This is a genomic window from Streptomyces lichenis, from assembly GCF_023218175.1.
Lineage (GTDB): Bacteria > Actinomycetota > Actinomycetes > Streptomycetales > Streptomycetaceae > Streptomyces > Streptomyces lichenis.
Window position 1 is genome coordinate 166136 of sequence record NZ_JALPTH010000014.1, and the last position, 22729, is coordinate 188864.

Sequence of the window (22729 nt, forward strand, 5' to 3'; positions counted from 1 at the left end):
CCGCGCCGCCGGACCCCACCGCCCATCCCACCGCACAGGAGGAACCGTGCGCATCGTCGTCGCCCTCGGCGGCAACGCCCTGCTCCGCCGGGGCCAGAGCCCGGACGCCGCCGTCCAGCTCGCCAACGTCCGGACGGCCGTGGCCGCCCTGGCGCCGCTCGCCCACCGGCACGAACTGGTCGTCACCCACGGCAACGGACCCCAGGTCGGACTGCTGGCCCTGGAGAGCGCCGCCGACCGGAGCCTGACGGGCCCCTACCCGCTCGACGTCCTCGGCGCCGAGACGCAGGGCATGATCGGCTACTGGCTGCTGCAGGCCTTCCAGAACGCCCTGCCCGACCGGCAGGTGTGCGCCCTGCTCAACCAGACGCTCGTCTCCGCCGCCGACCCCGCCTTCGCCGAACCGACCAAGTTCGTCGGCCCGGTCTACGGCGAGGAGGAGGCCCGGCGGCTGGCGGCCGAACGCGGCTGGACGGTCCGCCGGGACGGTGAGCACTGGCGCCGGGTGGTCCCCTCCCCCACGCCCCGGCGGGTCGTGGAGACCCGCCTCATCCGGCTGCTGCTCACCTCCGGCGCGGTGGCCGTCTGCGCGGGCGGCGGAGGCGTCCCCGTCGTCCGCGACGAGGCCGGACGGCTCACCGGGGTGGAGGCGGTGGTGGACAAGGACCTCACCGCCGCCCTGCTCGCCGAGGCGCTGGACGCCGACGCCCTGCTGCTGCTCACCGATGTGCCCCAGGTGGTGAAGGGGTACGGCACCCCCGGCGCCGAACCGATCGGGCACACCACCCCGGCCCGGCTGCGCGCCGAACGCTTCCCGGCCGGGTCGATGGGCCCCAAGGTGGACGCCGCCTGCCGGTTCGTCGAACTGACCGGCGGCCTCGCCGCCATCGGCGCGCTCACCGACGCGGCCGCCCTGCTCGACGGAACCGCCGGCACGCTGGTCACCCCCGGCGGCCGGGCACCCGCTCCCGCCGCCGCCCCGGCGGTCCCCACCCCGGCCCGCGCCGAACGGACGCCGGCCCTCCCCGTACCACCCCTGGACCGGCCATGACCACACCCGCCGGACCGACCGGCCCCCGGCCCGCCGCCCCGGCCCCGGGCAGCAGCACCGCACCGCCCCGGCCCGACGGCCGGGCCGCCCCGGACGGGCCGCCGGACACCGGCGCGCGGGCCGGCCAGGACTCCGGGCGGCGGCGCGGGTTCCGCTTCCCCTCCGCCTTCACCGTGCTGGTCGGTGTCACCGTCGCCGTCTGGGCGCTCACCTTCGTCATCCCGGCCGGCCGCTACGACACCATCGAGGACGGCAGGCCCGTCCCGGGGACCTACCACCCGGTGGACCTCACCACCGGCTTCGGCGACCGCCTCAAGGACCTCTTCCTGGCGCCGGTGAACGGCCTCTACGGGGTGAGCGACCCCGGCACCGGCCTCACCGCGCCGGGTGGGACCGGCGACTTCGCCGGGGCGGCCGGGGTCTTCCTCTTCGTGCTGGCGGTCGGCGCCTTCATCACCGTCACCCTGCGCACCGGGGCGCTGACCTCCGGGGTGGCCCGTCTCGCCGCCCGGCTCGACCGCCACCGCACCCTGCTGCTGGTGGTCCTGCTGGCCCTGTTCTCGCTGGGCGGCACCACCTACGGCATGGCCGAGGAGACCCTCGGCTTCTACGCCCTGCTCATCCCGCTGGCGCTCAAGCTCGGCTACGACCGGATGACCGGCGCGGCCGTCATCCTGGTGGGCGCGGGCGTCGGGACCCTCGCCTCCACGGTGAACCCCTTCGCCACCGGGGTCGCCTCCGACAGCGCGGGCATCGGCACCGGCGACGGCATCCTGCTGCGGGTGCTGATGTGGGCGGTGCTCACCGCCGTCGCCGCCGTGTTCCTGGTGCGCTACGCCGACCGGGTCCACCGCGACCCGTCCCGCTCGCTGGCCGAGCCGCTGGAGGAGGACGCGGAGCTGCGGGCCCGGGACGGGGCGGCCGAGCCGCTGACCGGCCGCCACAAGACCGTCCTCACCGTCTTCGGCGCGACCTTCGCCTTCATGATCTTCGCCGTCATCCCCTGGGCGGACCTGGGCGTGGCCTTCCTGCCGACCCTGGGCTGGTACTTCCCCGAGCTCGCCGCCCTGTTCCTGGTCGCCGCCATCGCGGTGGGACTCCTCGCCGGCCTCGGGGAGCGCACGACCTCGCAGGCGATCGTGTCGGGCGCCGGGGACTTCATGGGCGCGGCGCTGGTCATCATGCTGGCCCGCGGCGTCACCGTCATCATGAACAACGCCGCCGTCACCGACACCATCCTGCACCGGCTGCACGACGCGGTCTCCGGCACCTCCTCGGGCGTCTTCGCGGGGCTGATGTTCCTGGTGAACCTGCCCCTCGCCTTCCTCGTCCCGTCCTCCTCCGGACACGCCGCCCTGGCCATGCCGGTGCTCGCCCCGCTCGCGGACTTCGCCGGCGTCCACCGCGCGTTGGTGGTGACCGCCTACCAGTCGGCCTCCGGCTGGATCAACCTCGTCACCCCCACCTCCGCGGTGGTGATGGGCGGCCTCGCCCTGGCCAAGGTCCGCTACGACCGCTATCTGCGCTTCGTCGCGCCCCTGATGGGGGTGCTCCTCCTGCTCACCGTGGCGTTCCTCGCCACCGCGGCGGCCCTGGGCTGAGCCTTGCGGGGCGCCGGCCGGAGCCCGAGAGGGCCGTTCGGCCCTGCGTTCGAGAAGTGGTCGGGACCATTCGTCCCTGTCGGCGGCGTACCCGGCGATTGATCATGGTCCGGCGGCAGTCGGTCTGCCGCCGCCCGGGACACGTCCCGGGCAGAACAAGCAGATGGGGAGGCCCTGTCCGGTGGACACGGTGAGTGGTGACGAGTCGGCGGCCAAGGGGAGGCCCCCCGCGCCCGCGGAGGCGCCCGCGCGTGTGGAGGGCCCGGCGCGGGCGGAGCGCCCGACGTGGGTGGAGTGGCTGACGACCACCGACCACAAGAAGATCGGCACGATGTACCTGGTCTCGGCCTTCTTCTTCTTCGTCGTCGGCGGGGCCCTGGCCCTGGCGATGCGCGCCGAACTGGCCCGCCCCGGCACGCAGATCCTGTCGAACGAGCAGTTCAACCAGGCGTTCACGATGCACGGCTCGATCATGCTGCTGCTCTTCGCCATGCCGCTGTTCACCGGCTTCGCCAACTGGATCATGCCGCTGCAGATCGGGGCGCCCGACGTGGCCTTCCCCCGGCTGAACATGCTGGCCTTCTGGCTCTTCCTGTTCGGCTCGCTGATCGCGGCGGGCAGCTTCCTCACCCCGCAGGGCGCCCCGGACTTCGGCTGGTTCCTCTACGTACCGCTCTCGGACGCCACCCACTCGCCCGGCCTCGGCGCCGATCTGTGGATCATGGGCGTGGCGCTCTCCGGCTTCGGCAGCATCGCGGGCGCGGTCAACTTCATCACCACCATCATCTGCATGCGCGCCCCCGGGATGACGATGTTCCGGATGCCGATCTTCACCTGGAACGTGCTGCTCACCGCGGTGCTGGTGCTGCTGGTCTTCCCGGTGCTGGCCGCGGCGCTCTTCGCCCTGGAGGCGGACCGCAAGTTCGGCTCGCACATCTACGACCCGGCCAACGGCGGCGCGCTGCTGTGGCAGCACCTCTTCTGGTTCTTCGGCCATCCGGAGGTGTACATCCTGGCGCTGCCGTTCTTCGGCATCGTCTCCGAGGTCGTCCCGGTCTTCAGCCGCAAGCCGATGTTCGGCTACTTCGGCCTGATCGCGGCCACCATCGCCATCGCCGGCCTCTCGGTGACGGTGTGGGCGCACCACATGTACGTCACCGGCGGTGTGCTGCTGCCGTTCTTCTCCTTCATGACCTTCCTGATCGCGATACCGACCGGTGTGAAGTTCTTCAACTGGATCGGCACCATGTGGAAGGGCTCGCTCTCCTTCGAGACCCCCATGCTCTGGACCACCGGCTTCCTGGTGACGTTCGTCTTCGGCGGTCTCACCGGGGTCATCCTGGCCTCGCCGCCGCTGGACTTCCACGTCTCCGACTCGTACTTCGTCGTCGCCCACTTCCACTACACGCTCTTCGGCACCGTGGTGTACGCGATGTTCGCCGGCTTCCACTTCTGGTGGCCCAAGTTCACCGGCAGGATGCTGGACGAGCGGCTCGGCAAGATCACCTTCTGGACGCTCACCGCGGGCTTCCACCTGACCTTCCTGGTGCAGCACTGGCTGGGCGCCGAGGGCATGCCCCGGCGGTACGCGGACTACCTGGCCGCCGACGGCTTCACCGCGCTCAACACCCTCTCCAGCATCGGCTCGTTCCTGCTCGGCCTGTCCTTCCTGCCGTTCTTCTACAACGTCTGGAAGACCGCCAGGTACGGGAGGAGGGTGGAGGTGGACGACCCCTGGGGGTACGGGCGTTCGCTGGAGTGGGCGACCTCCTGCCCGCCGCCCCGGCACAACTTCACGGTGCTGCCCCGCATCCGGTCCGAGTCCCCGGCGTTCGACCTGCACCACCCGGAGGTCGCGCTCGTCGCCGCCGCTACGCCGGTCCCGGAGGCCGCCCCCGCCGGCGCCCTCGGGAAGGGGGCCGAGTGACCGGCTCCCCGGTGGTGCCGGTGCTGGGTCTCGCCGTCGTCACGGCCGCGGGGTGCGTCTGGTACGTGCCGTCCCTGGCCGACCTGCGGGCGGGCGCCGACCGGCCCGCCTCCCGCCGGCTCGCCGCCGCCGGGTGCCTCACCGGCTGGTCCTCGGCCGCCCTCCTGGCACCGCTGATCCTGCTGGCGCCCGGATGGGCGGTGCTCGCGGCGGCGGTGGCGGGCGCCGCGGCCACCGCCGTACTGCGCCTGGCCGCGCGGGCGGTGCGCCGGCGCGAGGAGCGGGAGGCCGCGGTCGACTGGGCGGCCCTGCGGCTGCCGGCCCCGCCCTCCGGCGGCCGGGACCGGGCCGGTTCGCCCGGCCGGGTGGCGGCCCGGCTGGGTCTGGCGCTCGCCGCCGGGGTGGCGCTAGTGCTGGGCGCGGCCGTCCTGGGAGCCGGGACGGCGGCGCTGCTGCTGGGACCGGCCGTTCCGCTGGCCGCGGTGGTCGTGGCGGCGGGGAACGCCCGGCGGCCCGGTGTCCGCCCGGCCGCGCACACCGCGGTCCCGGTCGCCGGCACCCGGAGCGTCCGGACGCCGAGGCGGCCGGGAGGCGCGGCACGGACCTGACGGACCCGCCACCCGCCGTGGCGGTGGCCGGCTGGGGGTTGACGGCGAGCTTGCGGGTGACGGCGAGGGCGAGACGGCCCGCCGCCGGTCAGACGATGTCCAGCACCTCGCTCACCGGGCGCCGCGGGGTCGCGGGGCTCTGCGGGCCGTAGCCGAGCCGGAGGAGTATCTGCGGGTATCCGGCGGGCGAGCGCGGGTCGCGTGCCATCCAGCGCAGCTCCGGCCATTCGAGCGCCTGGGAGTTCAGCGAGGTGGACAGGCCGTCCAGGGTCGCTCGCAGCAGGACCCGCTGGAGCGCCTGGCCGGCGCGCAGCCAGTCCGCGGGAGTGTCCTCGCGGGTGCCGAGGACGGCCAGGCACGGCGTCCGCTCGAACACCGCCGTCTCCCGTACGCCGTCGTCGCCCCCCGGGGCGAAGTCGCGGACCGCGGACCTGCCGTCGCGGGCCCGGGGGCCGAGGGCGCCGGCCGGGATGCCTTCGGTCGCCTCCTGCTCCTGGCCGGCCGTCCAGCGGGCGAGCTCCGCCCGCAGGCGCGGGGCGTCCCGTTCCGCGTGTTCGGCGTCCCACTGGAGCTCCGCCAGGTCGTTCAGCCGCTGCTGGTCCGCCACGTCGAGCCGGGCGCCCTCCCGCCGCGCGGCGGCCCTCAGCCCCTCCAGGACCGGTGCGGGCACCGCCTCGTCCCGGAACGGCTGCCGGCTGGTGCGCCGCCGCGCGATGCCGGGGTACAGCTCCGCCGTACCGTCGCCGGCCGCCCCGGAGCGGGTGAAGGTGACCGCGGCCAGGGTGCCGGGGGCGGTGGCGTCCGGCAGCAGGCGCGCGGAGGCCTCCCAGCCCGCGTGCGCCGCGGCGACGCGCAGGGTGAACAGGGCGGCGCCGCAGCCCAGGTGCGTACCCCTGCCCGAGGGGTCGGAGTGCGGCAGTGCCCGTGCCGGGTCCGCGGACAGCAGCAGTACGCCGTCGGCCGGGCGATAGCGGAACGTCCACGGCTGGGCGTTGTGCATCGACGGCGCCATGACGGCGTCGGCCACCCAGGAGGTCACCGGGTTCGTCTCGGGAGCGGCGTGGGCAGGCATCGCGGCCACCTCGGTTCGGAGGATCGGGAGGGAGGGGCGGGGGGTGGGTGTCCGGCGGCGCCGGGTGCGCGGCCGCCGTCCGGGCGGCCGCCCTTCCATCCTGCGCCGCTCGCGGCGGGCGGGGACAGGGCCGGGTGGGCCCCTCGGATGCGCCGTTGGTCCTCGCCGGGATCCCCCCTCCCCCCGACGGCCGAAGGGCCCTGGTGTCCCCGGGCGCAGTGGCCCGTCCGGGCCCAGGGCCCGGGACCTGCGGCCCTCCAGACCGTGGCCCGGTGCGGCGGATTCTGAGGTGGTCAGCGCGGCCTCGCCGCCCGAACCGGAGGTCATCACCATGTCCCGACACCTCACCGCAGGACTCGACGGATCGCGGGAGAGCGTCGCCGCGGCCCTGTGGGCCGCCCGTGAGGCGAGCCTGCTGGGCTGCTCCCTGCGGCTGCTCCACGTATGGGACCTGGTCCCGGAGACGTACCCGGTGCTCGCCGGAGCGGATGCCCGGCGGCTGTGGGCCGAGCGGGCCGAGTTCGACCCGCGTGAGGTGGTCCGGCGGATCCGCGCGGATCATCCGCAGCTGTCCGTCGAGACCGGGCAGTCGTGCGGCGATCCGGTACGGGAGCTGTGCGAGGCGGCCGAGGAAGCGGAGGTGCTGGTGGTCGGCTCGCGCGGGCTGGGCGCGTTCTCCGGTTTCGTGGTCGGCTCGGTCTCGCTGTCCGTGGTCGCCCGCAGCCGGCGTCCCGTGGTGCTGGTCCGGGCCGCCCCGGCGGGCGCGGAGGGCGCCGCCGGTGCCGCCTCCGGTGCTCCGGACGGCCGGGTGGTCGTGGGCGTGGACGCGACCCGGCCCGTGGACGAGGTCCTGGAGTACGCCTTCACCCACGCCGAGCGCCACGGCGCCGCCGTCCAGGCCGTGTACGCCTGGGCGCTGCCGACGGTGTGGACCCCGGAGCAGGCCGCCGCGGCCTACGCCCTCCGGGACGAGCTGGCGGATGTGCAGCAGGCGCTGGTGGAGGAGGTGCTGGAGCCGTGGCAGCGGAAGTTCCCCGAGGTCGCGGCCACGGCCGTGGCGGTCCCCGGGAGGTCGGCGGCCGAGCTGCCCGCGGCTGCCGAGGGCGCCGGGCTGGTGGTGGTGGGCCGCCGTGACCGCGCGGCCCGGCTGGGCACCCACATCGGCTCGGTGACCCACGCGGTGCTGCACCACTGCGCCGCGCCGGTGGCCGTGGTGCCGCACGTCTGACGTCCGGACCTTAAGGGCCGGTGGTCCCGGCGCCCGGGACCACCGGCCTCGGGGCGGTGCCCCGTTCGCCCCGCGGCGGGAGGGGCGGTGGCCGACACAGTAGTCATGTACACGCAAGCGACGTCCTCGACGGACGCCGCGGACTCGACGGAAGGAGATCCGCCATGGCCCTGCACCGGGACTCGGCCCCTCGACTGCACTGGACGAACGGCTTCGGCCCCGTCCCGAAGGACGGCACCTCCACGGAGGCGATCGGGCGGGAAGCCGGCGGAACCGCGGCCCTGGCCCGTACGGCGGCCGCGGCCCGGCTGCTGACGGCTTCCACCTTCCTGTGGGCCTTCGCCGACAAGGCGTTCGGCTGGGGCTACGCCACGCCCGCGGGCCGGGGCTGGATCGACGGGGGCTCACCGACTCGGGGCTTCCTCAGCGGTGTCGCGGCGGGCCCGCTGGAGAGCGTCTTCCACGCCTGGGCGGGCGCGTGGTGGGCGGACTGGCTGTTCATGCTGGGACTGCTCGGTATCGGGGCCGCGCTGGCGAGCGGGGTGGCGCTGCGGATCACCGCGGTCGCCGGAACGGTCATGATGGCGCTGATGTGGGCCGCCGAGTGGCCGCCCGCACGCCACCTCTCCGACGGCGCGCCGAGCATGTCGACCAACCCGCTGGTGGACTACCACGTGCTCTACGCCGCGCTGCTGGTGGTCCTCGCGGTGGCGGGCGCGGGCCGCACCTGGGGCCTGGGGCGCTGGTGGGAGCGCTTGCCGCTGGTGCGCGGGCACCGCTGGCTGCGCTGACCGCGCTCGCGGGGAGGGGGACGACACGGGAGAACGCCGGGAGGGGCGGCCGACGACGGCCGCCCCTCCCGGCGTCTCGCCAGGCCCTCACCCCGCCGCCGGCCGGGCCCGGCCGGGCCCATCGGTCGACTGCCGCAGGAGCCGGGCCCCCGGACGCGCCGCCGCCCTCAAGTCCGGCGATGCGCGCTTACGCGGGGGCGACGCGGACGAAGCGTTCCGCCGTGTGCAGGTCCTCCTCGATCAGCCCTACCGCGTCCCGCATGCGGGGCAGGATCTCCTCGCGGCACTCGTCCAGGGTGCGGCTGCCGCTGTGCAGGGCGACGTTGCAGGCGGCGACGGCGCGGCCGGCCCGGTCTCGGACAGGTACGGCGAGGGAGCGCAGACCCGCCTCCAACTCCCCGTCGACCAGGCAGTATCCGGCGGCGGCCGTCGCGGCGAGGGCCGCTTCCAGGTCGCTGCGGCGGGTGAGGGTGCGCGGGGTCAGGGCGGCCGGCTCGATACGGGCGAGGCGGGCGGTGCGTTCGGCCGGGGGCAGGTCGGCCAGCAGGACGCGGCCCAGGGAGGTGGCGTAGGCGGGCAGGCGGGTGCCGACGGTGAGGTTGACGTTCATGATCCGGCGGGTCGCCGCGCGGGCGGTGTACTGGACGGTGGTGTCGTCCAGGACGGCCAGGGAGGCGGACTCCCCGACCTGACCCGACAGCCGGCGCAGATGGGGTTCGGCGAGCTGGGCCAGGGTGGTGCCGGCGAGCAGGGGGTAGCCCAGGTCCAGCACTCGCGGAGTGAGCCGGTGCGCGCGGCCTTCGGTGGCGACGTAGCCGAGGTGGGCCAGGGTGATCAGCGCGCGGCGGGCGGTGGCGCGGGAGAGGCCGGTGAGCTCGGCGACGGCGCTGAGGGTCAGCGGGCCCTGGCCGTCGAAGGCGGTGACGACGGTCAGCCCGCGCGCCAGGGACTCGACGAACAGCGGTCCCCGATCCTGCTTGGAGGCGGTCGTCCAGGAGGCGAGTGACCCGCCGGCGGGCACCGGGGGCCGGTCCGGCGCGCGGGCGACGTGCTCGGCCATCTCGCCGGCGGCGGCCCGCAGCCGGGGCAGCAGACGGGCCCGGAGCGCGGCGGCGCTGTGGCGGCTGGTGTGGCTGACCACGCTGAGCGCGCAGGGGGTGGAGCCGGCGGGCAGCGGGAGGGGCACGGCCAGGGCGACGAGCCCGGGCTCGATGAGCTGGTCGTCGAGCACCCAGCCGTCCGTGCGGGCGGCTGCCGCGCGGTCGCGGAAGTCCCGCTCGGGCGGCCCCGGGCGGTGCGGCAGGAAGGGGAAGGCGTCTGCGTACGGGTCGTCCGCCTGCCGTGATCGCCAGGCCGTCCACTGCCCGGGGCTCCAGCCGGCGGCGAACAGCGGTCCGGGGGCGGTCCGTTCGGCCGGCAGCCGGTCGCCGATGCGGAAGCTCAGCGCCATGGCGCGGCGCCGGGTGGCCTGGTGGATGAAGCGGATGGCGTCGCCGTCGGGGACGGCCAGGGAGACGGACTCGTCCAGGTCGTCGGCCAGCCGGTCGGCGCGCTCGCGCAGCAGCTCGGGCAGCCGCAGCGCGTCCAGGTAGGCGTTGCCCAGCTCCATCAGCCGGGGGGTGAGGGCGACCTGCCGGCCCTCCAGGCGTACGTAGTCCATGACGGCGAGGGTGCCGGCGGCGCGGTCCACGCTGGAGCGGGCCAGCGCGGTGGCGCGCTGGAGGCCGCTCAGGCTCAGCGTGCCACCGGCCTCGCTCAGGGCGCGCAGCACGGCGAGGCCGCGCGTGAGCGGGGCGACGGCCTCGGCCGGCACGGCCTCCGGGGCGGTCACAAGCGACGGCATAACGACTCCAAGCAGGCACGACCGGGCTGAACGCACCTTTTCAGGGCCATTGACAGGCGCGCAAGCCGATGGGCAGACTCACGGGCGAGTCTCGCGAACAATATTTCACCACGCGAACACACAAGGAGTCATCCATGGACAAGGTGGTCGCTTCGGCGGCGCTCGCCGTGGCCGACGTGCCCGACGGCGCGACGGTCGCGGTCGGCGGCTTCGGCCTCAGCGGTGTGCCGAACGTGCTGATCGGGGCCCTCCACGACCAGGGCACCACCGGGCTCGGGGTGGTCTCCAACAACTGCGGCGCCATGGACTCCGGGCTGGCCGTGCTGCTGGCCGCGGGACGGATCGCCCGGGTCACCGGCTCCTACATCGGCGCCAACAAGGAGTTCGCCCGCCAGTACCTGGCGGGCGAACTGGAGGTCGAGCTGATCCCCCAGGGCACCCTGGCCGAACGGCTGCGTGCCGGGGGCGCGGGCATCCCCGCGTTCTACACCCCGGCGGGGGTCGGCACCCTGGTCGCCGAGGGCGGGCTGCCCTGGCGCTACGACGGCTCCGGCGGCGTCGCCCTGGCCTCGCCGCCCAAGGAGGTGCGCACCTTCGACGGCACCGACCACGTCCTGGAGCGCGGTATCCGCACCGACTTCGCCCTGGTCCGGGCGGCCCGGGGCGACCGCCACGGCAACCTGGTCTTCAACAAGTCCGCCCGCAACTTCAACCCGCTGGCGGCCATGGCGGGGCGGATCACCGTCGCCGAGGTCGAGGAGCTGGTCGAGCCGGGCGGGATCGACCCCGACCAGGTCCATCTGCCGGGCATCTTCGTGCAGCGCGTGGTGGCCCTGACGCCCGAGCAGGCCGCGGACAAGAAGATCGAACAGGTCACCGTGAGCGACCGGAAGGAGCAGGGCTGATGGCCTGGACCCGGCAGGAGATGGCCGCGCGGGCGGCCGCCGAGCTGCACGACGGCGAGTACGTCAACCTCGGCATCGGACTGCCCACCCTCATCCCCAACCACCTGCCCGAGGGCGTCCACGTCACCCTGGAGTCCGAGAACGGCATCCTGGGCACCGGCTCCTACCCGTACGCCGAGGATGTCGACCCGGACCTGATCAACGCGGGCAAGGAGACCGTCACCGTCCTGCCCGGCGCCTCCTTCTTCGACTCCGCGCTCTCCTTCGGCATGATCCGCGGCGGGCACATCGACACCGCCGTGCTGGGCGCCATGCAGGTCTCGGCCCGGGGCGACCTCGCCAACTGGGCGGTGCCCGGCAAGCTGGTCACCGGCATCGGCGGGGCGATGGACCTGGTGCACGGCGCCCGCCGGGTCATCGTCATCATGACCCACACCGCCAAGGACGGCAGCCCCAAGATCGTCCGAGAGTGCACCCTGCCGCTGACCGGCCGGGCCTGCGTGGACCGGATCATCACCGACCTGGGCGTCCTGGACGTCACCGACAGCGGGCTGCTGCTGGTCGGATGCGCCCCCGGGGTGAGCCCGGCGGACGTCCTCGCCCGCACCGACGCCCCGGTACGGATCGCCGACCCCGCCCCCGTACCCACCGCCGCCCCCGACCCCGACCCCGCCCCCGTACCCGCCCCCGAGCGGAACCCCGCATGAGGCCCGGCACCCGCGCCGTCTACCTCGTGGACGCCGTCCGCGGCGCCGGCGAGGAGAACCGCGGCGTCGGCCGGATGGCCGCCCTGCACACCGAGCCCGGTCAGAGCGCCTTCGACACCCGACTGCGGATCGCCCGGCTCGACCGCATCGCCGCCTCCCCCCACGCGGAGGCGGAGCCGGCGGCGAACTACACGGGGCTGCCCCTGCCGTGACCGGGCCCGCTCCCCCGCCGGGCGTACGCGCCACCGCGTCGGCGCCCCGCGGTCGGGCGCCGGGGGTGCGGTGGACCCGGCGGCCTCCGGCGGAGGCCCGGCTCGGCCCGCGCACCGGCACGCGCGTCCTGTGCCTGCTGTTCACCGCGGCGATCAGCCTGCTCGGGGTCGGGCTCGGCCTCTCCCCGCACACCGCGACCGCGTCGCCCTCGCCCTCGCCACCACGGACGCGTCGCACTGGACACCCGTCCCGGTCATGCCCGCACCTTCCGCCTGCTGCTGCCCGAACCCCGGGGCGACGAGAGCTGCTCCGCCGGGCATGCGGCGACCCGCTCAGTCGCGGGCCTGGCCGAGGTCGTAGAAGGCGGTGCCGCCCACGGTGACGCGCTGGTAGGTCCGCTCGACCCAGGCGGTGATCTGCGCGGCGGTGCCGCTGCCGCCGAAGGCGCCGTTCCGACGGCCCTCGGTGCCCCGGTCCGGGGCGCCGCCCGTGCCGCCGCCGGCGATGAGGTAGTGGATCCGGCCCTGGGCCACGTACTGCTGGAACTGCTCCAGTGTGGGGGAAGGGTCGGTGCCGCTGAAGCCGCCGATCGCCATGACCGGTTCGCCGGTGGCGAGCTGGTAGGTCGCCGCGTTCTGTGAGCCGACGGAGGCGGCCGCCCAGGTGTAGTCGTCGGCGTCACGTCGCAGGAGTTCCTTGGCCTGGGAGCTGACCTGGGCGCCGTTGAGCATGGCGCCCACCCCTGCTCGGCCGGCCCCCGGTCCTCCCTCGGGCTGCCCCGGCCCCGTGCCCGCGCCGGGCGGCGACCCTTCGGGCGTCTGCGCACCGGGACTGCCGGGGCCGGGAGGCTGGGCGCCGCCGGGGATCCGGCCGGCGGGCGGGCCCATCTTGCTGGCCCCCGCCGGGCCGGCCGTGACGATGGATCCGCTGTGCCCGGTGCTCAGGGTGGTGGCGGTGTAGGCGGCCGGCCCTGCCAGGCAGGCCGCCAGGGCGAGCGCGGCCGTCAGCCCGACCCGCCACCGGACCGCCCGGACGGGCAGCAGCAGGGCGGCTCCCGCGACCAGTGCGCCGACCGCCACGGCCCACCGCAGCCACGGCAGGTAGTCCGGGGTGCGGCTGAGCAGCACGAAGGACCAGGCGCCCGTCGCGGCCACGGTGAACGCGAGGACACCCCTGGCGGCGATGTGCGAGCGCTCCTCCCACAGCACGGCGACGCCCATGCCGACGAGGGCGGCGATGTACGGGGCCAGGGCCACGGTGTAGTACTCGTGGAAGATGCCCGCCATGAAGGAGAAGACGGCGGCCGTCATCACCAGGGACCCGCCCCACGCGAGGAACGCGGCCCGCGCCGTGTCGGTGCGTGCGGCCTTCCTGGTCACCACCAGGCCGGCGAGCAGGAGGAGCAGGGCGGCCGGCAGCAGCCAGGCGATCTGCCCGCCGACGGCGGTGTCGAAGAGGCGGGCCGGGCCGCTGCCCCCGCCGAAGGCGCCCCCGCCGGGACCGCCGCCGCGGCCACCGCCGAAACTGCCGGTCTCCTCGCCGTTGAGGCGCCCCAGTCCGTTGTAGCCCAGGGTGAGTTCGAGGAAGGAGTTGTTCTGGGAACCGCCGACGTACGGGCGCGAGGCGGCGGGCCACCACTCGACGATCGCCACCCACCAGCCCCCGGCGACGACCATGACCGCACCGGCTGCCAGCAGCTGGACCAGGCGCCGACGCGGCCGCACCGGAGCGCACACCGCGTAGAGCAAGGCGAGCGGCGGCACGATCAGCAGGGCTTGCAGGGTCTTGGTCAGGAAGGCCAGACCCAGCGCGGCCCCGGCCCAGGCCAGCCACCTGGTGCGGCCGTCCTCCATCGCACGCAGCACGCAGTACAGAGCCACCACCGTCAGCAGCGCGAGCAGGGCGTCGGGGTTGTTGAAGCGGAACATCAGCGCCGCCACCGGCGTCAGCCCGAACACCGCCACGGCCAGCAGTCCGGCCGGTGCGCTGAAGCGGCGGCGCACCGCGGCGTACAGGACCGCGGCCGTGGCGGTGGCCATCAGCACCTGCGGCACGAGGATGGACCAGGAGCTCAGACCGAAGAGGCGGACCGACAGCGCCATGGGCCACAGGGCCGCGGGCGGTTTGTCGACGGTGATGGCGTTGCCGGCGTCGAGGGAGCCGAAGAACCAGGCCTTCCAGCTGCCGCTGCCCGCCTGCACGGCGGCCGAGTAGAAGGAGTTGGCGTACCCGGAGGCCGAGAGGTTCCACAGGTAGGCGCAGGTGGTGAGAGCGAGCAGGACCAGCAGGGCCGGCCTGGCCCACGCGGCGTCCTCGGGGCGGCCCCGCCACAGGCGCACCCGCAGGGGCGGCCGGGTCACGCCGGGCGTGCTGCCGTGCCCGGGGCGGGTGCGCCGCCAGGGGCGGCGCGCCCCGGCGTCGGCGGGCGCCGCTGCCGAGGCGCTGGGGTGAGTGGTCATCGGATGGTCTCCTGGCGGTCCGTGGGGTACGTCTCGCGGCCGGCCGCGGCCGGTCCGGCAGCGCGGTGCGCCGGAGCCGCGGGGGCGTCGGGGGCGGGGTGGGCCTGTCGCGCGCGCCGGTCGGGGAAGACCCAGGCGCGCAGGAGCAGGAAGCGCAGGACGGTGGCCGCCAGGTTCGCCACGATCAGTACCGCCAGTTCGGTGCCGTGCGCGTGGCGTGGGTCGGCGGCGTCGAGCGCGGCCAGGGAGCCGCTGGTGAGCGCCAGCCCGATGCCGAAGACCACCAAGCCCTGCGCCTGGTGGCGTACGGCCCGGGTCCGGCCGCGTACCCCGAAGGTCAGGCGCCGGTTGGCGGCGGTGTTGGCGACCGCGGAGACGAGCAGGGCGAAGGCGTTGGCCGCCTGGGCGGAGACCCCGGTGCGGAAGAGCGAGTACAGCAGCAGGTAGAAGAGCGTGGACAGTGCGCCGACCACGCAGAACCCGAGCAGCTGGCGGGCCAGTCCGCGGGGCACCCCGGCCACCCGCTGGTCGCGCGGATCGTCGCCGAAGGGGCGGGCGAGGCGATCCAGCGGCAGGGTCCCCGCCGCCAGGGCCCGGCCCACCCGCCACACGCCCCTGAGGTCCTCGATCGCCGTCGCGCGGATGTCCACCGAGGAGTCCGGGTCGTCGACCCAGTCCACCGGCACCTCGTGGATGCGCAGACCGGCGCGCTCGGCCAGGACCAGCAGCTCGGTGTCGAAGAACCAGCCGGTGTCCTCCACCAGCGGCAGCAGCCGCCGCGCCACATCGCCCCGTATGGCCTTGAACCCGCATTGGGCATCGGAGAACCGGGCCTGCAGGGAACCGCGCAGGATGAGGTTGTACGCGCGCGAGACGGCCTCGCGCTTGGGTCCGCGCACCACCCGTGCGGTCCGGCTGAGGCGGGTGCCGATGGCCAGGTCGGAGTGGCCGGAGATGAGCGGGGCGACCAGCGGGAGCAGCGCGTTCAGGTCGGTGGACAGGTCCACGTCCATATAGGCCAGGACCGGCGCGGCGGAGGTGCTCCACACCGTACGCAGGGCACGTCCCCGGCCCTTTCGGTCCAGGCGGGTGTACACCACGGCGTCCAGCTCCCTGCTCAGCCGGCTCCCGATGGTGCCGGTGGCGTCGGTGGAGGCGTTGTCCGCGATCGTCACCCGGAACGGGTAGGGGAACGTGCGGGCGAGATGGCCGTGGAGCCGGCGGACGCAGGGTTCGAGGTCGTCCTGCTCGTTGTGGACGGGGACGACGACGTCCAGGACGGGTGTGCCCGCCGTGCCATGAGGCCGTCTCGTGCTCACGAGCAGGTGGTCTCGCCGCGGCAGCGGCCCGGATGGGGGCTGGGAGGATCGAGGCTCGATTGGCATGCCGTCGACCCTCCCCGTCCCCCCTGTCACCGCGGTGTGCTGAGCCTGTGGTCCGCCTGTGAGTCCACGGCGGGCGATCTCACGGACGGGCGTCCGTAGACGTCCGTGGACATCCGTGGACCACGTCACACGGTCTGCCGTGATCCTGGGCCAAGGCATGCCGGGGTGGATCCGGATCAGGCGCCGAGGGAGGGCAGGTCGAGGGTGAACACGGTCTGCCCCGGCGCGCTCTCCACGGCCGTGCTGCCGCCGTGGGCGGTGACGACCGCGCTGACGATCGCCAGACCGAGCCCCGTGGAGCCGCTGGCGCGCGAGCGGGAGGTGTCACCTCGCGCGAACCGCTCGAAGACGTGCGGCAGCACCTCCGCCGGGATACCGGGCCCGTCGTCCCGCACCTGGATCAGCACCCGCGGGCCCCGGGTGCGCATGCGGACGGTGACGCTGGTGCCGGGCGGCGTGTGGCTGCGGGCGTTGGCCAGCAGGTTGACCAGGACCTGGTGCATGCGCTGCGCGTCGGCCCGCACCCGCGGTTGCGGTTGTGCCGGATCAGGCAGGTCGAGGTGCCAGCGGTGGTCCGGCCCGGCGGCGCAGGCGTCGGCGACCGCGTCGGCGATCAGCGGACCGGGATCGGTGTCCTCGAAGAACAGCGGCCGACCCGCGTCGAGACGGGCCAGCAGGAGCAGGTCGTCCACCAGTCCCGTCATCCGCTTCGCCTCGGACTCGATTCTGCCCAGCCCGTGCCGGGTGTCGGGGCCCAGGGCCTCCCCGCTGCGCCCGGTCAGCTCGGCGTAGCCGCGGATGGAGGCCAGCGGGGTACGCAGTTCATGGCCGGCGTCGGCGACGAACTGCCGTACACGCGTCTCACTGCGGTGGCGTGCCTCCAGGGCGGAGTGGATGTGGTCCAGCATGCGGTTGAGCGCTGCCCCGACCTGCCCGACCTCCGTGGCGGGGTCGGCCTCGGCGGTGGACAGCCGTTCGTCGAGCGCCACCTCACCGCGGTGCAGCGGCAGCTTCGCGATCCGGGTGGCGGTGGCCGCGACGCGGCGCAGCGGGCGCAGCGCGACGGTGACCATCGCCGTGGCGGCGATGCCGGCGGCCGTCAGACCCGCACCGGCCACGGAGAGCTCTGTCACGATCAGCGTACGGATCGTGCTGTCGGCCTCGGCGGAGGGCCGGCCCACGACATAGGCGCCGCGCAGGCCGTCGGCGTACTGGACGCGGTAGTCCCCCAGCCCGGGCAGGGACACGGTGTGCACTCGGCCGTCGCGGGGTACGCCGTCCAGCGCGTCGAGCTGGCCTCGGTCCAAGGGCGTGCCCTGCGTGCGCGGGCCCGCGGAGCCGGACTGCTCCGTGTTCACCTCCCCGTCCGCGACCCGGGCCTTGCCTTGGTCGTCCTCGGCCAGGCGCCCGCCCACCGTCCCGGCGGTCGCGCCCCGGGTGACGAAGTCGAACGGGTCCGCCGGTCCCGGCTGGAGGGCGTCGCGCCCCTCGGACGCGGGGCCGCCCGGCGCGGGCGGGGGTCCTGCCGCCCGTACGGCGATCTGCCCCACCTGGTCGTCCAGCTGGCGGTAGAGGTAGGAGCGCAGGGCGATGGTGGTGACGGATCCGATCACCACGGCGACCACCGCGATCAGCGCGAGGCAGAAGACGACCAGTCTCCTGCGCAGCGGCCACGGCCGAGCCCGCCGACCACTGCCCCGCCGCTGATCCGCCCGCCTTCCCCGTACCCCACGCGGGGGCGATACGGGCCGGGCGGCCCGCGCCGTGTTCACGGTGTCGATGGGGCCGGTTTGATCAGGTATCCGGCACCGCGTCGCGTGTGGATCATGGGCTCCCGGCCCGCGTCGATCTTGCGCCGCAGGTAGGAGATGTACAGCTCGACGATGTTGGCCTGGCCGCCGAAGCCGTAGTTCCACACCCGGTCCAGGATCTGCGCCTTGCTCAGCACCCGGCGCGGATTGCGCATGAGGAAACGCAGCAGCTCGAACTCCGTCGCCGTCAGATGGACCGGCTCCCCGCCCCGGTGCACGTCATGGCTGTCCTCGTCCAGACTCAGGTCACCGACCCGGAGGACGGATCGGCTGTGCCGGTCGCTGAGCCCGCTGCGCCGCATCAGCCCGCGGAGGCGGGCCACCACCTCCTCCAGGCTGAACGGCTTGGTGACGTAGTCGTCACCGCCGGCTGTGAGCCCGGCGATCCGGTCCTCCACCGCGTCGCGCGCCGTGAGGAACAGCACCGGAACCTCCGGCAGGTCGTCCCGCATCCGGCGCAGCACCGTCAGACCGTCCATGTCGGGCAGCATCACATCCAGGACGACCGCGTCCGGCCGGAACTCACGCCCCGCACGCAGCGCCCCCACGCCGTCCCCGGCGGACCGGACCTGCCAGCCCTCGTAGCGCAGAGCCATCAGGAGCAGTTCCGCGATCGACGGTTCGTCGTCCACGACGAGCACCCGGGCGGCACCGCCGTCCGGCCTGAGAAGTTCGGTACGGCCCTCGGGCATGGACTCGCTCATGGGACCAGGCTGACCGGACGGCGTAAGAGGCGCCTTGCCACCGCCTGTGAATCACCTGAGAATGCGCTACGGCCCCTCAAGGGCTCAGGTCGGTCTCCGCCTGGCCCGTGCGGGCGTCACAGGGGTAGGAGACGTGCTGGTGGATCATGGCCCACGCGCCGTCGCGGTGCTGGAGCACCCGGGTGCCCCGGGACCAGGACTCCGCCACGGTGCCGTCGGCCGCCTGGGCGGTCATGCGGTTCAGGCCCCAGACGACGGCCAGGTCATCGCGAACCAGCACGCGCATGTCGGGCACGTCCCAGGTGACGGTGCCCTCGGCCGAGTCCAGGCCCTGCCGGCACACCTCGCGCACCCGGTCGCGGCCCACGTACTGCAAGGGGGCGTCGTGCTCGTAGGAGACGACGTCCTCCGCGATGAAGCGCATCACGCCCTCCAGATCCTTCGCCGCGGTGCGTTCGAACCAGTGGTCGTGCACGGCGCGGACCTGGGCCTCGCTCCCGCCTTGAGCCTCGGCGCCGCCGCCCTCGGGGTCGGAGCCGCTCAGGTCGGGGAAGGAGTGGTGCTCGTGCGCGACCACCCAGCGGCCCGCCTCCTTGCGCAGCCCCAGGGTCAGCCGCATCCGGAAGCCCGGCCGGGCGGCGAGTTCCTCCTCGGTGCCGCACCGCACGAGTGCGGCGGCGAACGCGACGTCCTCGCTCGCGGTGATGTCCAGTTCCTCGATGTCGAAGACGGCTCCTCGGGCCTGCCATTCGAAGAACGGCGGCCAGACCTCCCGGTAGGCGTCGGCGCCCCGCACACCCTCGTAGGGCGGCGGGACGTCGAACATCACGATGTCCTCGGCATGGTCCTCCACCACGGTCTCGATGTGCCCCTGATGGACTGCCTGAGCCCATCGTTCGATCAGCGTCCGGATCTGCTCGCCGTCGCTCCGCATGCTTCTCGGTCCTCCCACTCCCGGCCGCACGCCTCGCTGACGTGCATCGATGTACCGTCCCCTGACCGTGCCGGCCCGGACGCGAGGCGCCTCGCAACGGACCGCTCGGCATCCTGGGACGCGCGGTACAGGAAGGAGACCCTCCCGGCCCGCGAAACTCATCGGGGCACAACCGCCGAGCCGACGGCCGGCACGCGCACGGTGCAGCCCCCGTCACCGCGCGTCATCCACGGGGGGCGGCGCGGCCAGGGCGAGCCTCCGAGCCCGTGGCTTGTTCGATGCCGGCGTCGAGACGCGGAACGGACGAATGCGGAAAACTGACGGCACGTCAGACGATCGCACGAGGGGGAAGCGATGGCGCGCCACGAGCGTCCATTGGACAGCGGGGACAGTGCGGAGCTGCGTTTCGCGGCAGCTCTGCGGTGCCTGCGCCAGAAGGCCGGCAATCCCACCTACCGGGTGCTGGCCCAGCGCGCCCACTACTCCGTCACCGCCCTGTCCAGCGCGGCCGCGGGCCGTGCCCTGCCCTCGCTCTCCGTCACCCTCGCCTATGTCCGCGCCTGCGGAGGCGACGTGGACGAGTGGGAGCGGCTGTGGCGCGAGGCCGCCGCTCAGCTCGCCGACGCCGCCCAGGCGGACCGGGCGACGGACGACGGTGCCGACGACGCCGCCGCGCCGTACCCGGGACTGTCCGCGTTCCAGCCGGATGACGCCAAGCGGTTCTTCGGGCGGGAGGAGCTGACGGGTGACTTGGCCGACCGCCTGTCGCGGCGGCGGTTCGTGGCGGTCTTCGGCGCCTCCGGTTCGGGCAAGTCCTCCCTGCTGCGGGCCGGACTGCTGCCCCGGCTGCGCGCCGATGCCCACCGGGGGCTCGTGGTGCTCCTCACGCCGGGTCCGCATCCGCTGGAGGAGTGCGCGGTCAGGCTGGCCACACCGGCCGGGACCACCGCCGGGGCGTTGCAGGCGGACATCGCGGCCGATCCGGCCAACCTGCACCGGCTGGCGCGGCAGATCCTGGCCGAGCGGCCGTCGGTGAAGGCACCCACCGGAGTGACGATCACGGCATCCGCCGAGGGCTGCATCGCCGACGCCGAGCGCACTCTCCACGGCGACCTGCCGGACTGGTTCCGCGTCAAGGTCATCACGACGAACCTGCGCCCAGTACGGAAGGTGCGGGTGCGCCAGGATCGGCGGTACACGGAGGCCGTGCGCCAGTGGGCCGCCTGTATGCGCGCGGCAGGCCGCCTGTACGGGAGTCCCGAGGAGTCGCGCCGGGCGGCGGTCCTCCTCCATGAGCGGCTGCCAGTGGCCGAGGCCGACGCGGCGGAGACCGCGCGGCCCGTGCACGGCCCCGCCTCAGCCGGTGGTGGCGGCGGACGAGCTCGACGAAATCCAGCTCGGCAGGCGCCAGTTCGCCCTCACGACCGAGCAGCCGACGGGTCAGGGACCCCAGCTGAAGGGGACCGGGCAGGAGATCGGGCGAACGCCCGCCCCTCTCCCAGCGGTCGAGGTCGTGGCGCTGATGAGCGTCTCATGGGCCAATTCAGCCGTCTGCGGCCCGTCCTCCTGCCCGTGCAGCACCAGCAGCCGGCGCTCGGCCAGCGACCGGGCGATCCGCCACCACACCTAGCCCGCCCCGTCTCATTGGCCTCGTACGCCGATGTGCGGGCATAGCCGGCCGAGAATCCGGCTTCGGCGGCGGGCTCCTCAGCACCGACGGCGTCCTGGTTCGCACGGTTGGCGGCGTCGCGCGCGGCCGCCGAGGACACCCTGGCGTTCCTGGCGCTGCTTTCGGCGCGATCCACCTCTGTGGCATAGCCTGCTGCGGCCTTGGCGCTCTTGGCCGCCTCTGCTTTGGCGTTCTGCACGTCAGCTGCGGCGTTGTTGACCTCGGCGGCCGTGGCAGCGATCCACCGGTTCTGCTGCGCCTTGGCGGCGATGCCTTCACCCTCGGCGATGAGGCGTTCGAGTTGGGCGATAGGCGTGGAGGCCAGCTGATCCTTTCGGTCGGCCATGAACTGATCCGCCTGGACGACGGAGTGGACCTCGTCGGCCGGTGCACTCAGAGCGATCTTGGCTCAGCCTTGACCTCGGGCCCGCCGTCGTTGAACAGCTTGGTGGCCGTCGCTCGCTCATCGCTGTTGCGCGGCGCTGTACTGCGTGTTCTTGAGGAAGGTGAGCAGAGCCTGCGTGCTGCCGTTGGCGAGGGCCTTCTTCGCCTGATCCTTCAGGCTGGCGCCACCGTCGTTGGCGAGCTTGGTGATCTCCGCGCGATAGTAGGTCTCTGCGACCTGGTACTGACCGGAAGCGTAGAAATCTGCTACCTGCTGGTCGGTGCCTTGCAGCGCCTCCGTGGCCGCAGTGCGCACGGCCTCATAGGGCTGTTAGGGGCTGTTTGAGGTTCGGATCTGTGCGAGGGCCGGTGGGGTGCTGGTCGGAGCTGGCAGAACTCGGGTGTGGCGCGTTTTGACGTGACGGATACCGAGTGGGCTTTGATCGAACCGCTGTTGCCGGTGGCGGCCACCGGGCCGTTGCCGGGACGGGTGCGGGCCAGTTCAACGGGGTGCTGTGGCGGTTTCGTACCGGGAGTGGCTGGCGTGATGTTCCAGAGCGGTACGGGCCGTGGTCCACGATCTACTGCCGGTTCGGCAACTGGGCCAGGGCTGGGGGGGTTCCAGGCACTGATGGACGCGTTGATCGCCGAGGCCACCGCGCGGGGACAGGTCGGCCTGGAACTGGTCAGCGTGGACTCCACGATCGTGCGGGCGCACCAGGAATCGGCGGGGTTGGCAGTGGCCGGGGAGACCCTAGATGCCCTGGAGCAGGCCCTGACCGAGGAAAAGGGGGCTCCGCTTCCCCGGCAACCGCCCGTGCTGTGGGTGATCCGGCAAGGACTGGTGCGGCGGATGTACGGACACGCCGGGCCCGGACCGGGCCGCAGCACTACGGCGTCGCAGGACCAGGGCGGATGCCGCCGGGCTCGGCCGGTCCCGAGGCGGGCTGAGCAGCAAGATCCATGCAGCCGTCGAGACGACGGGACTGCCCCTGGCGTTCGTCCTGACCCCAGGCCAGGCCGCGGACTGCCCCCAGTTCCAGACGGTGCTGAACAAGATCCGCGTCCCTGGGCCGACCGGCCGCCCCCGCGCCCGGCCGGACACGGTGGCCGCAGACCGGGCCTACTCCTCCCAAGCCAACCGGGCCTACTTACGTCGGCGCCACATCAAAGCAGTGATCCCGGAGAAGATCGATCAGCAGGCCAACAGGAAGAAGAAGGGCCCGGCCGGCGGACGGCCGGTCACCTACGACCCCGAACGCTACAGACAGCGCAACACCGTCGAACGCCGCTTCCAGAAGATCAAGACCTGGCGCGGACTGGCCACCCGCTACGGCAGGACTCCCGACAGCTACGAGGCCGGGCTCCACCTCCGCGGCTCGATCATGTGGCTGAAGCTCCTCACCTCAACCACATGATCCGAATCTCGAACAACCC

At 74.0% G+C, this 22729-nt stretch carries 18 protein-coding genes and 2 pseudogenes; 11 read left to right on the forward strand and 9 right to left on the reverse strand.

The genetic code is table 11. The features are described 5' to 3' along the window. Positions 1 to 46 precede the first annotated feature (46 nt). From M1O15_RS16250 to M1O15_RS16265, 4 genes are all read left to right on the forward strand, one after another. Positions 47 to 1051, forward strand: coding sequence for a carbamate kinase (locus tag M1O15_RS16250; RefSeq protein ID WP_248634559.1), 1005 nt, complete (start codon positions 47 to 49; stop codon positions 1049 to 1051). Beyond that, the gene (locus tag M1O15_RS16255; RefSeq protein WP_248634560.1) at positions 1048 to 2652 is read left to right on the forward strand and encodes a YfcC family protein; all 1605 of its coding nucleotides are present in this window, start codon (positions 1048 to 1050) and stop codon (positions 2650 to 2652) included. The genes M1O15_RS16250 and M1O15_RS16255 overlap by 4 nt, the downstream gene beginning before the upstream one ends. Before the next feature lie 163 nt (positions 2653 to 2815). Then, positions 2816 to 4579, forward strand: coding sequence for an aa3-type cytochrome oxidase subunit I (gene ctaD / locus M1O15_RS16260; RefSeq protein ID WP_248634561.1), 1764 nt, complete (start codon positions 2816 to 2818; stop codon positions 4577 to 4579). Beyond that, a complete protein-coding gene (locus tag M1O15_RS16265; RefSeq protein ID WP_248634562.1) occupies positions 4576 to 5187 on the forward strand; it encodes a hypothetical protein in 612 nt (203 codons plus the stop codon). Before ctaD ends, M1O15_RS16265 begins: the two co-directional genes overlap by 4 nt. 88 nt (positions 5188 to 5275) lie before the next feature. On the opposite strand, the gene M1O15_RS16270 is transcribed toward M1O15_RS16265, so the two are convergent. Then, positions 5276 to 6259, reverse strand: a complete 984-nt coding sequence (locus M1O15_RS16270; protein ID WP_248634563.1) for an Acg family FMN-binding oxidoreductase — start codon at positions 6257 to 6259, stop codon at positions 5276 to 5278. A gap of 331 nt (positions 6260 to 6590) precedes the next feature. On the opposite strand from M1O15_RS16270, the gene M1O15_RS16275 reads away from it, so the two are divergent. Next, positions 6591 to 7487, forward strand: coding sequence for a universal stress protein (locus tag M1O15_RS16275; RefSeq protein ID WP_248634564.1), 897 nt, complete (start codon positions 6591 to 6593; stop codon positions 7485 to 7487). Positions 7488 to 7651: 164 nt separating this feature from the next. Then, positions 7652 to 8278, forward strand: a complete 627-nt coding sequence (locus tag M1O15_RS16280) for a hypothetical protein (RefSeq protein ID WP_248634565.1) — start codon at positions 7652 to 7654, stop codon at positions 8276 to 8278. Positions 8279 to 8465: 187 nt separating this feature from the next. Here M1O15_RS16280 and M1O15_RS16285 read toward each other — a convergent pair whose 3' ends face one another. Continuing rightward, positions 8466 to 10121, reverse strand: coding sequence for an IclR family transcriptional regulator domain-containing protein (locus M1O15_RS16285; RefSeq protein ID WP_248634566.1), 1656 nt, complete (start codon positions 10119 to 10121; stop codon positions 8466 to 8468). 134 nt (positions 10122 to 10255) lie between these two features. Here M1O15_RS16285 and M1O15_RS16290 point away from each other — a divergent pair, with 134 nt between their 5' ends. The 3 genes from M1O15_RS16290 to M1O15_RS31645 are packed head-to-tail and all read left to right on the forward strand — an operon-like array spanning position 10256 to position 11945. Next, positions 10256 to 11026, forward strand: a complete 771-nt coding sequence (locus M1O15_RS16290) for a CoA transferase subunit A (RefSeq protein WP_248634567.1) — start codon at positions 10256 to 10258, stop codon at positions 11024 to 11026. After that, entirely contained in the window at positions 11026 to 11733 is a 708-nt protein-coding gene (locus M1O15_RS16295; protein ID WP_248634568.1) for a CoA transferase subunit B, read from the forward strand. The genes M1O15_RS16290 and M1O15_RS16295 overlap by 1 nt, the downstream gene beginning before the upstream one ends. After that, a complete protein-coding gene (locus tag M1O15_RS31645) occupies positions 11730 to 11945 on the forward strand; it encodes a hypothetical protein (protein WP_308282354.1) in 216 nt (71 codons plus the stop codon). The genes M1O15_RS16295 and M1O15_RS31645 overlap by 4 nt, the downstream gene beginning before the upstream one ends. A 333-nt stretch (positions 11946 to 12278) precedes the next feature. Here M1O15_RS31645 and M1O15_RS16305 read toward each other — a convergent pair whose 3' ends face one another. The 6 genes and pseudogenes from M1O15_RS16305 to M1O15_RS31655 form a co-directional block, all read right to left on the reverse strand. Further along, positions 12279 to 14405: an ArnT family glycosyltransferase gene (locus M1O15_RS16305; protein WP_248634569.1), complete on the reverse strand. Its 2127-nt coding sequence runs from the start codon at positions 14403 to 14405 to the stop codon at positions 12279 to 12281. Next, on the reverse strand, positions 14402 to 15790 hold the full coding sequence (locus M1O15_RS16310) for a bifunctional glycosyltransferase family 2/GtrA family protein (RefSeq protein WP_248634571.1): 1389 nt from the start codon (positions 15788 to 15790) through the stop codon (positions 14402 to 14404). Before M1O15_RS16310 ends, M1O15_RS16305 begins: the two co-directional genes overlap by 4 nt. Before the next feature lie 176 nt (positions 15791 to 15966). Beyond that, positions 15967 to 17457 (reverse strand): sensor histidine kinase, encoded by a 1491-nt coding sequence (locus M1O15_RS16315; RefSeq protein ID WP_248634593.1) that lies wholly within the window; start codon positions 17455 to 17457, stop codon positions 15967 to 15969. Positions 17458 to 17558: 101 nt separating this feature from the next. Further along, on the reverse strand, positions 17559 to 18305 hold the full coding sequence (locus tag M1O15_RS16320) for a response regulator transcription factor (protein ID WP_282576813.1): 747 nt from the start codon (positions 18303 to 18305) through the stop codon (positions 17559 to 17561). A 76-nt stretch (positions 18306 to 18381) separates the two neighbouring features. After that, positions 18382 to 18780: a YybH family protein gene (locus M1O15_RS31650; protein WP_308282357.1), complete on the reverse strand. Its 399-nt coding sequence runs from the start codon at positions 18778 to 18780 to the stop codon at positions 18382 to 18384. Between the two features lie 51 nt (positions 18781 to 18831). Beyond that, positions 18832 to 19239, reverse strand: a pseudogene (locus M1O15_RS31655) (nuclear transport factor 2 family protein); the annotation flags it as partial. A gap of 354 nt (positions 19240 to 19593) precedes the next feature. Between M1O15_RS31655 and M1O15_RS31660 the strand changes: the two are divergent. After that, positions 19594 to 20913: a helix-turn-helix domain-containing protein gene (locus M1O15_RS31660; protein WP_308282355.1), complete on the forward strand. Its 1320-nt coding sequence runs from the start codon at positions 19594 to 19596 to the stop codon at positions 20911 to 20913. 458 nt (positions 20914 to 21371) lie between these two features. On the opposite strand, the gene M1O15_RS31665 is transcribed toward M1O15_RS31660, so the two are convergent. After that, positions 21372 to 21608: an ALF repeat-containing protein gene (locus M1O15_RS31665; protein ID WP_248634574.1), complete on the reverse strand. Its 237-nt coding sequence runs from the start codon at positions 21606 to 21608 to the stop codon at positions 21372 to 21374. Positions 21609 to 21695: 87 nt separating this feature from the next. On the opposite strand from M1O15_RS31665, the pseudogene M1O15_RS16340 reads away from it, so the two are divergent. Then, positions 21696 to 22710, forward strand: a pseudogene (locus tag M1O15_RS16340) (IS5 family transposase). The last annotated feature ends 19 nt before the right edge of the window (positions 22711 to 22729 follow it).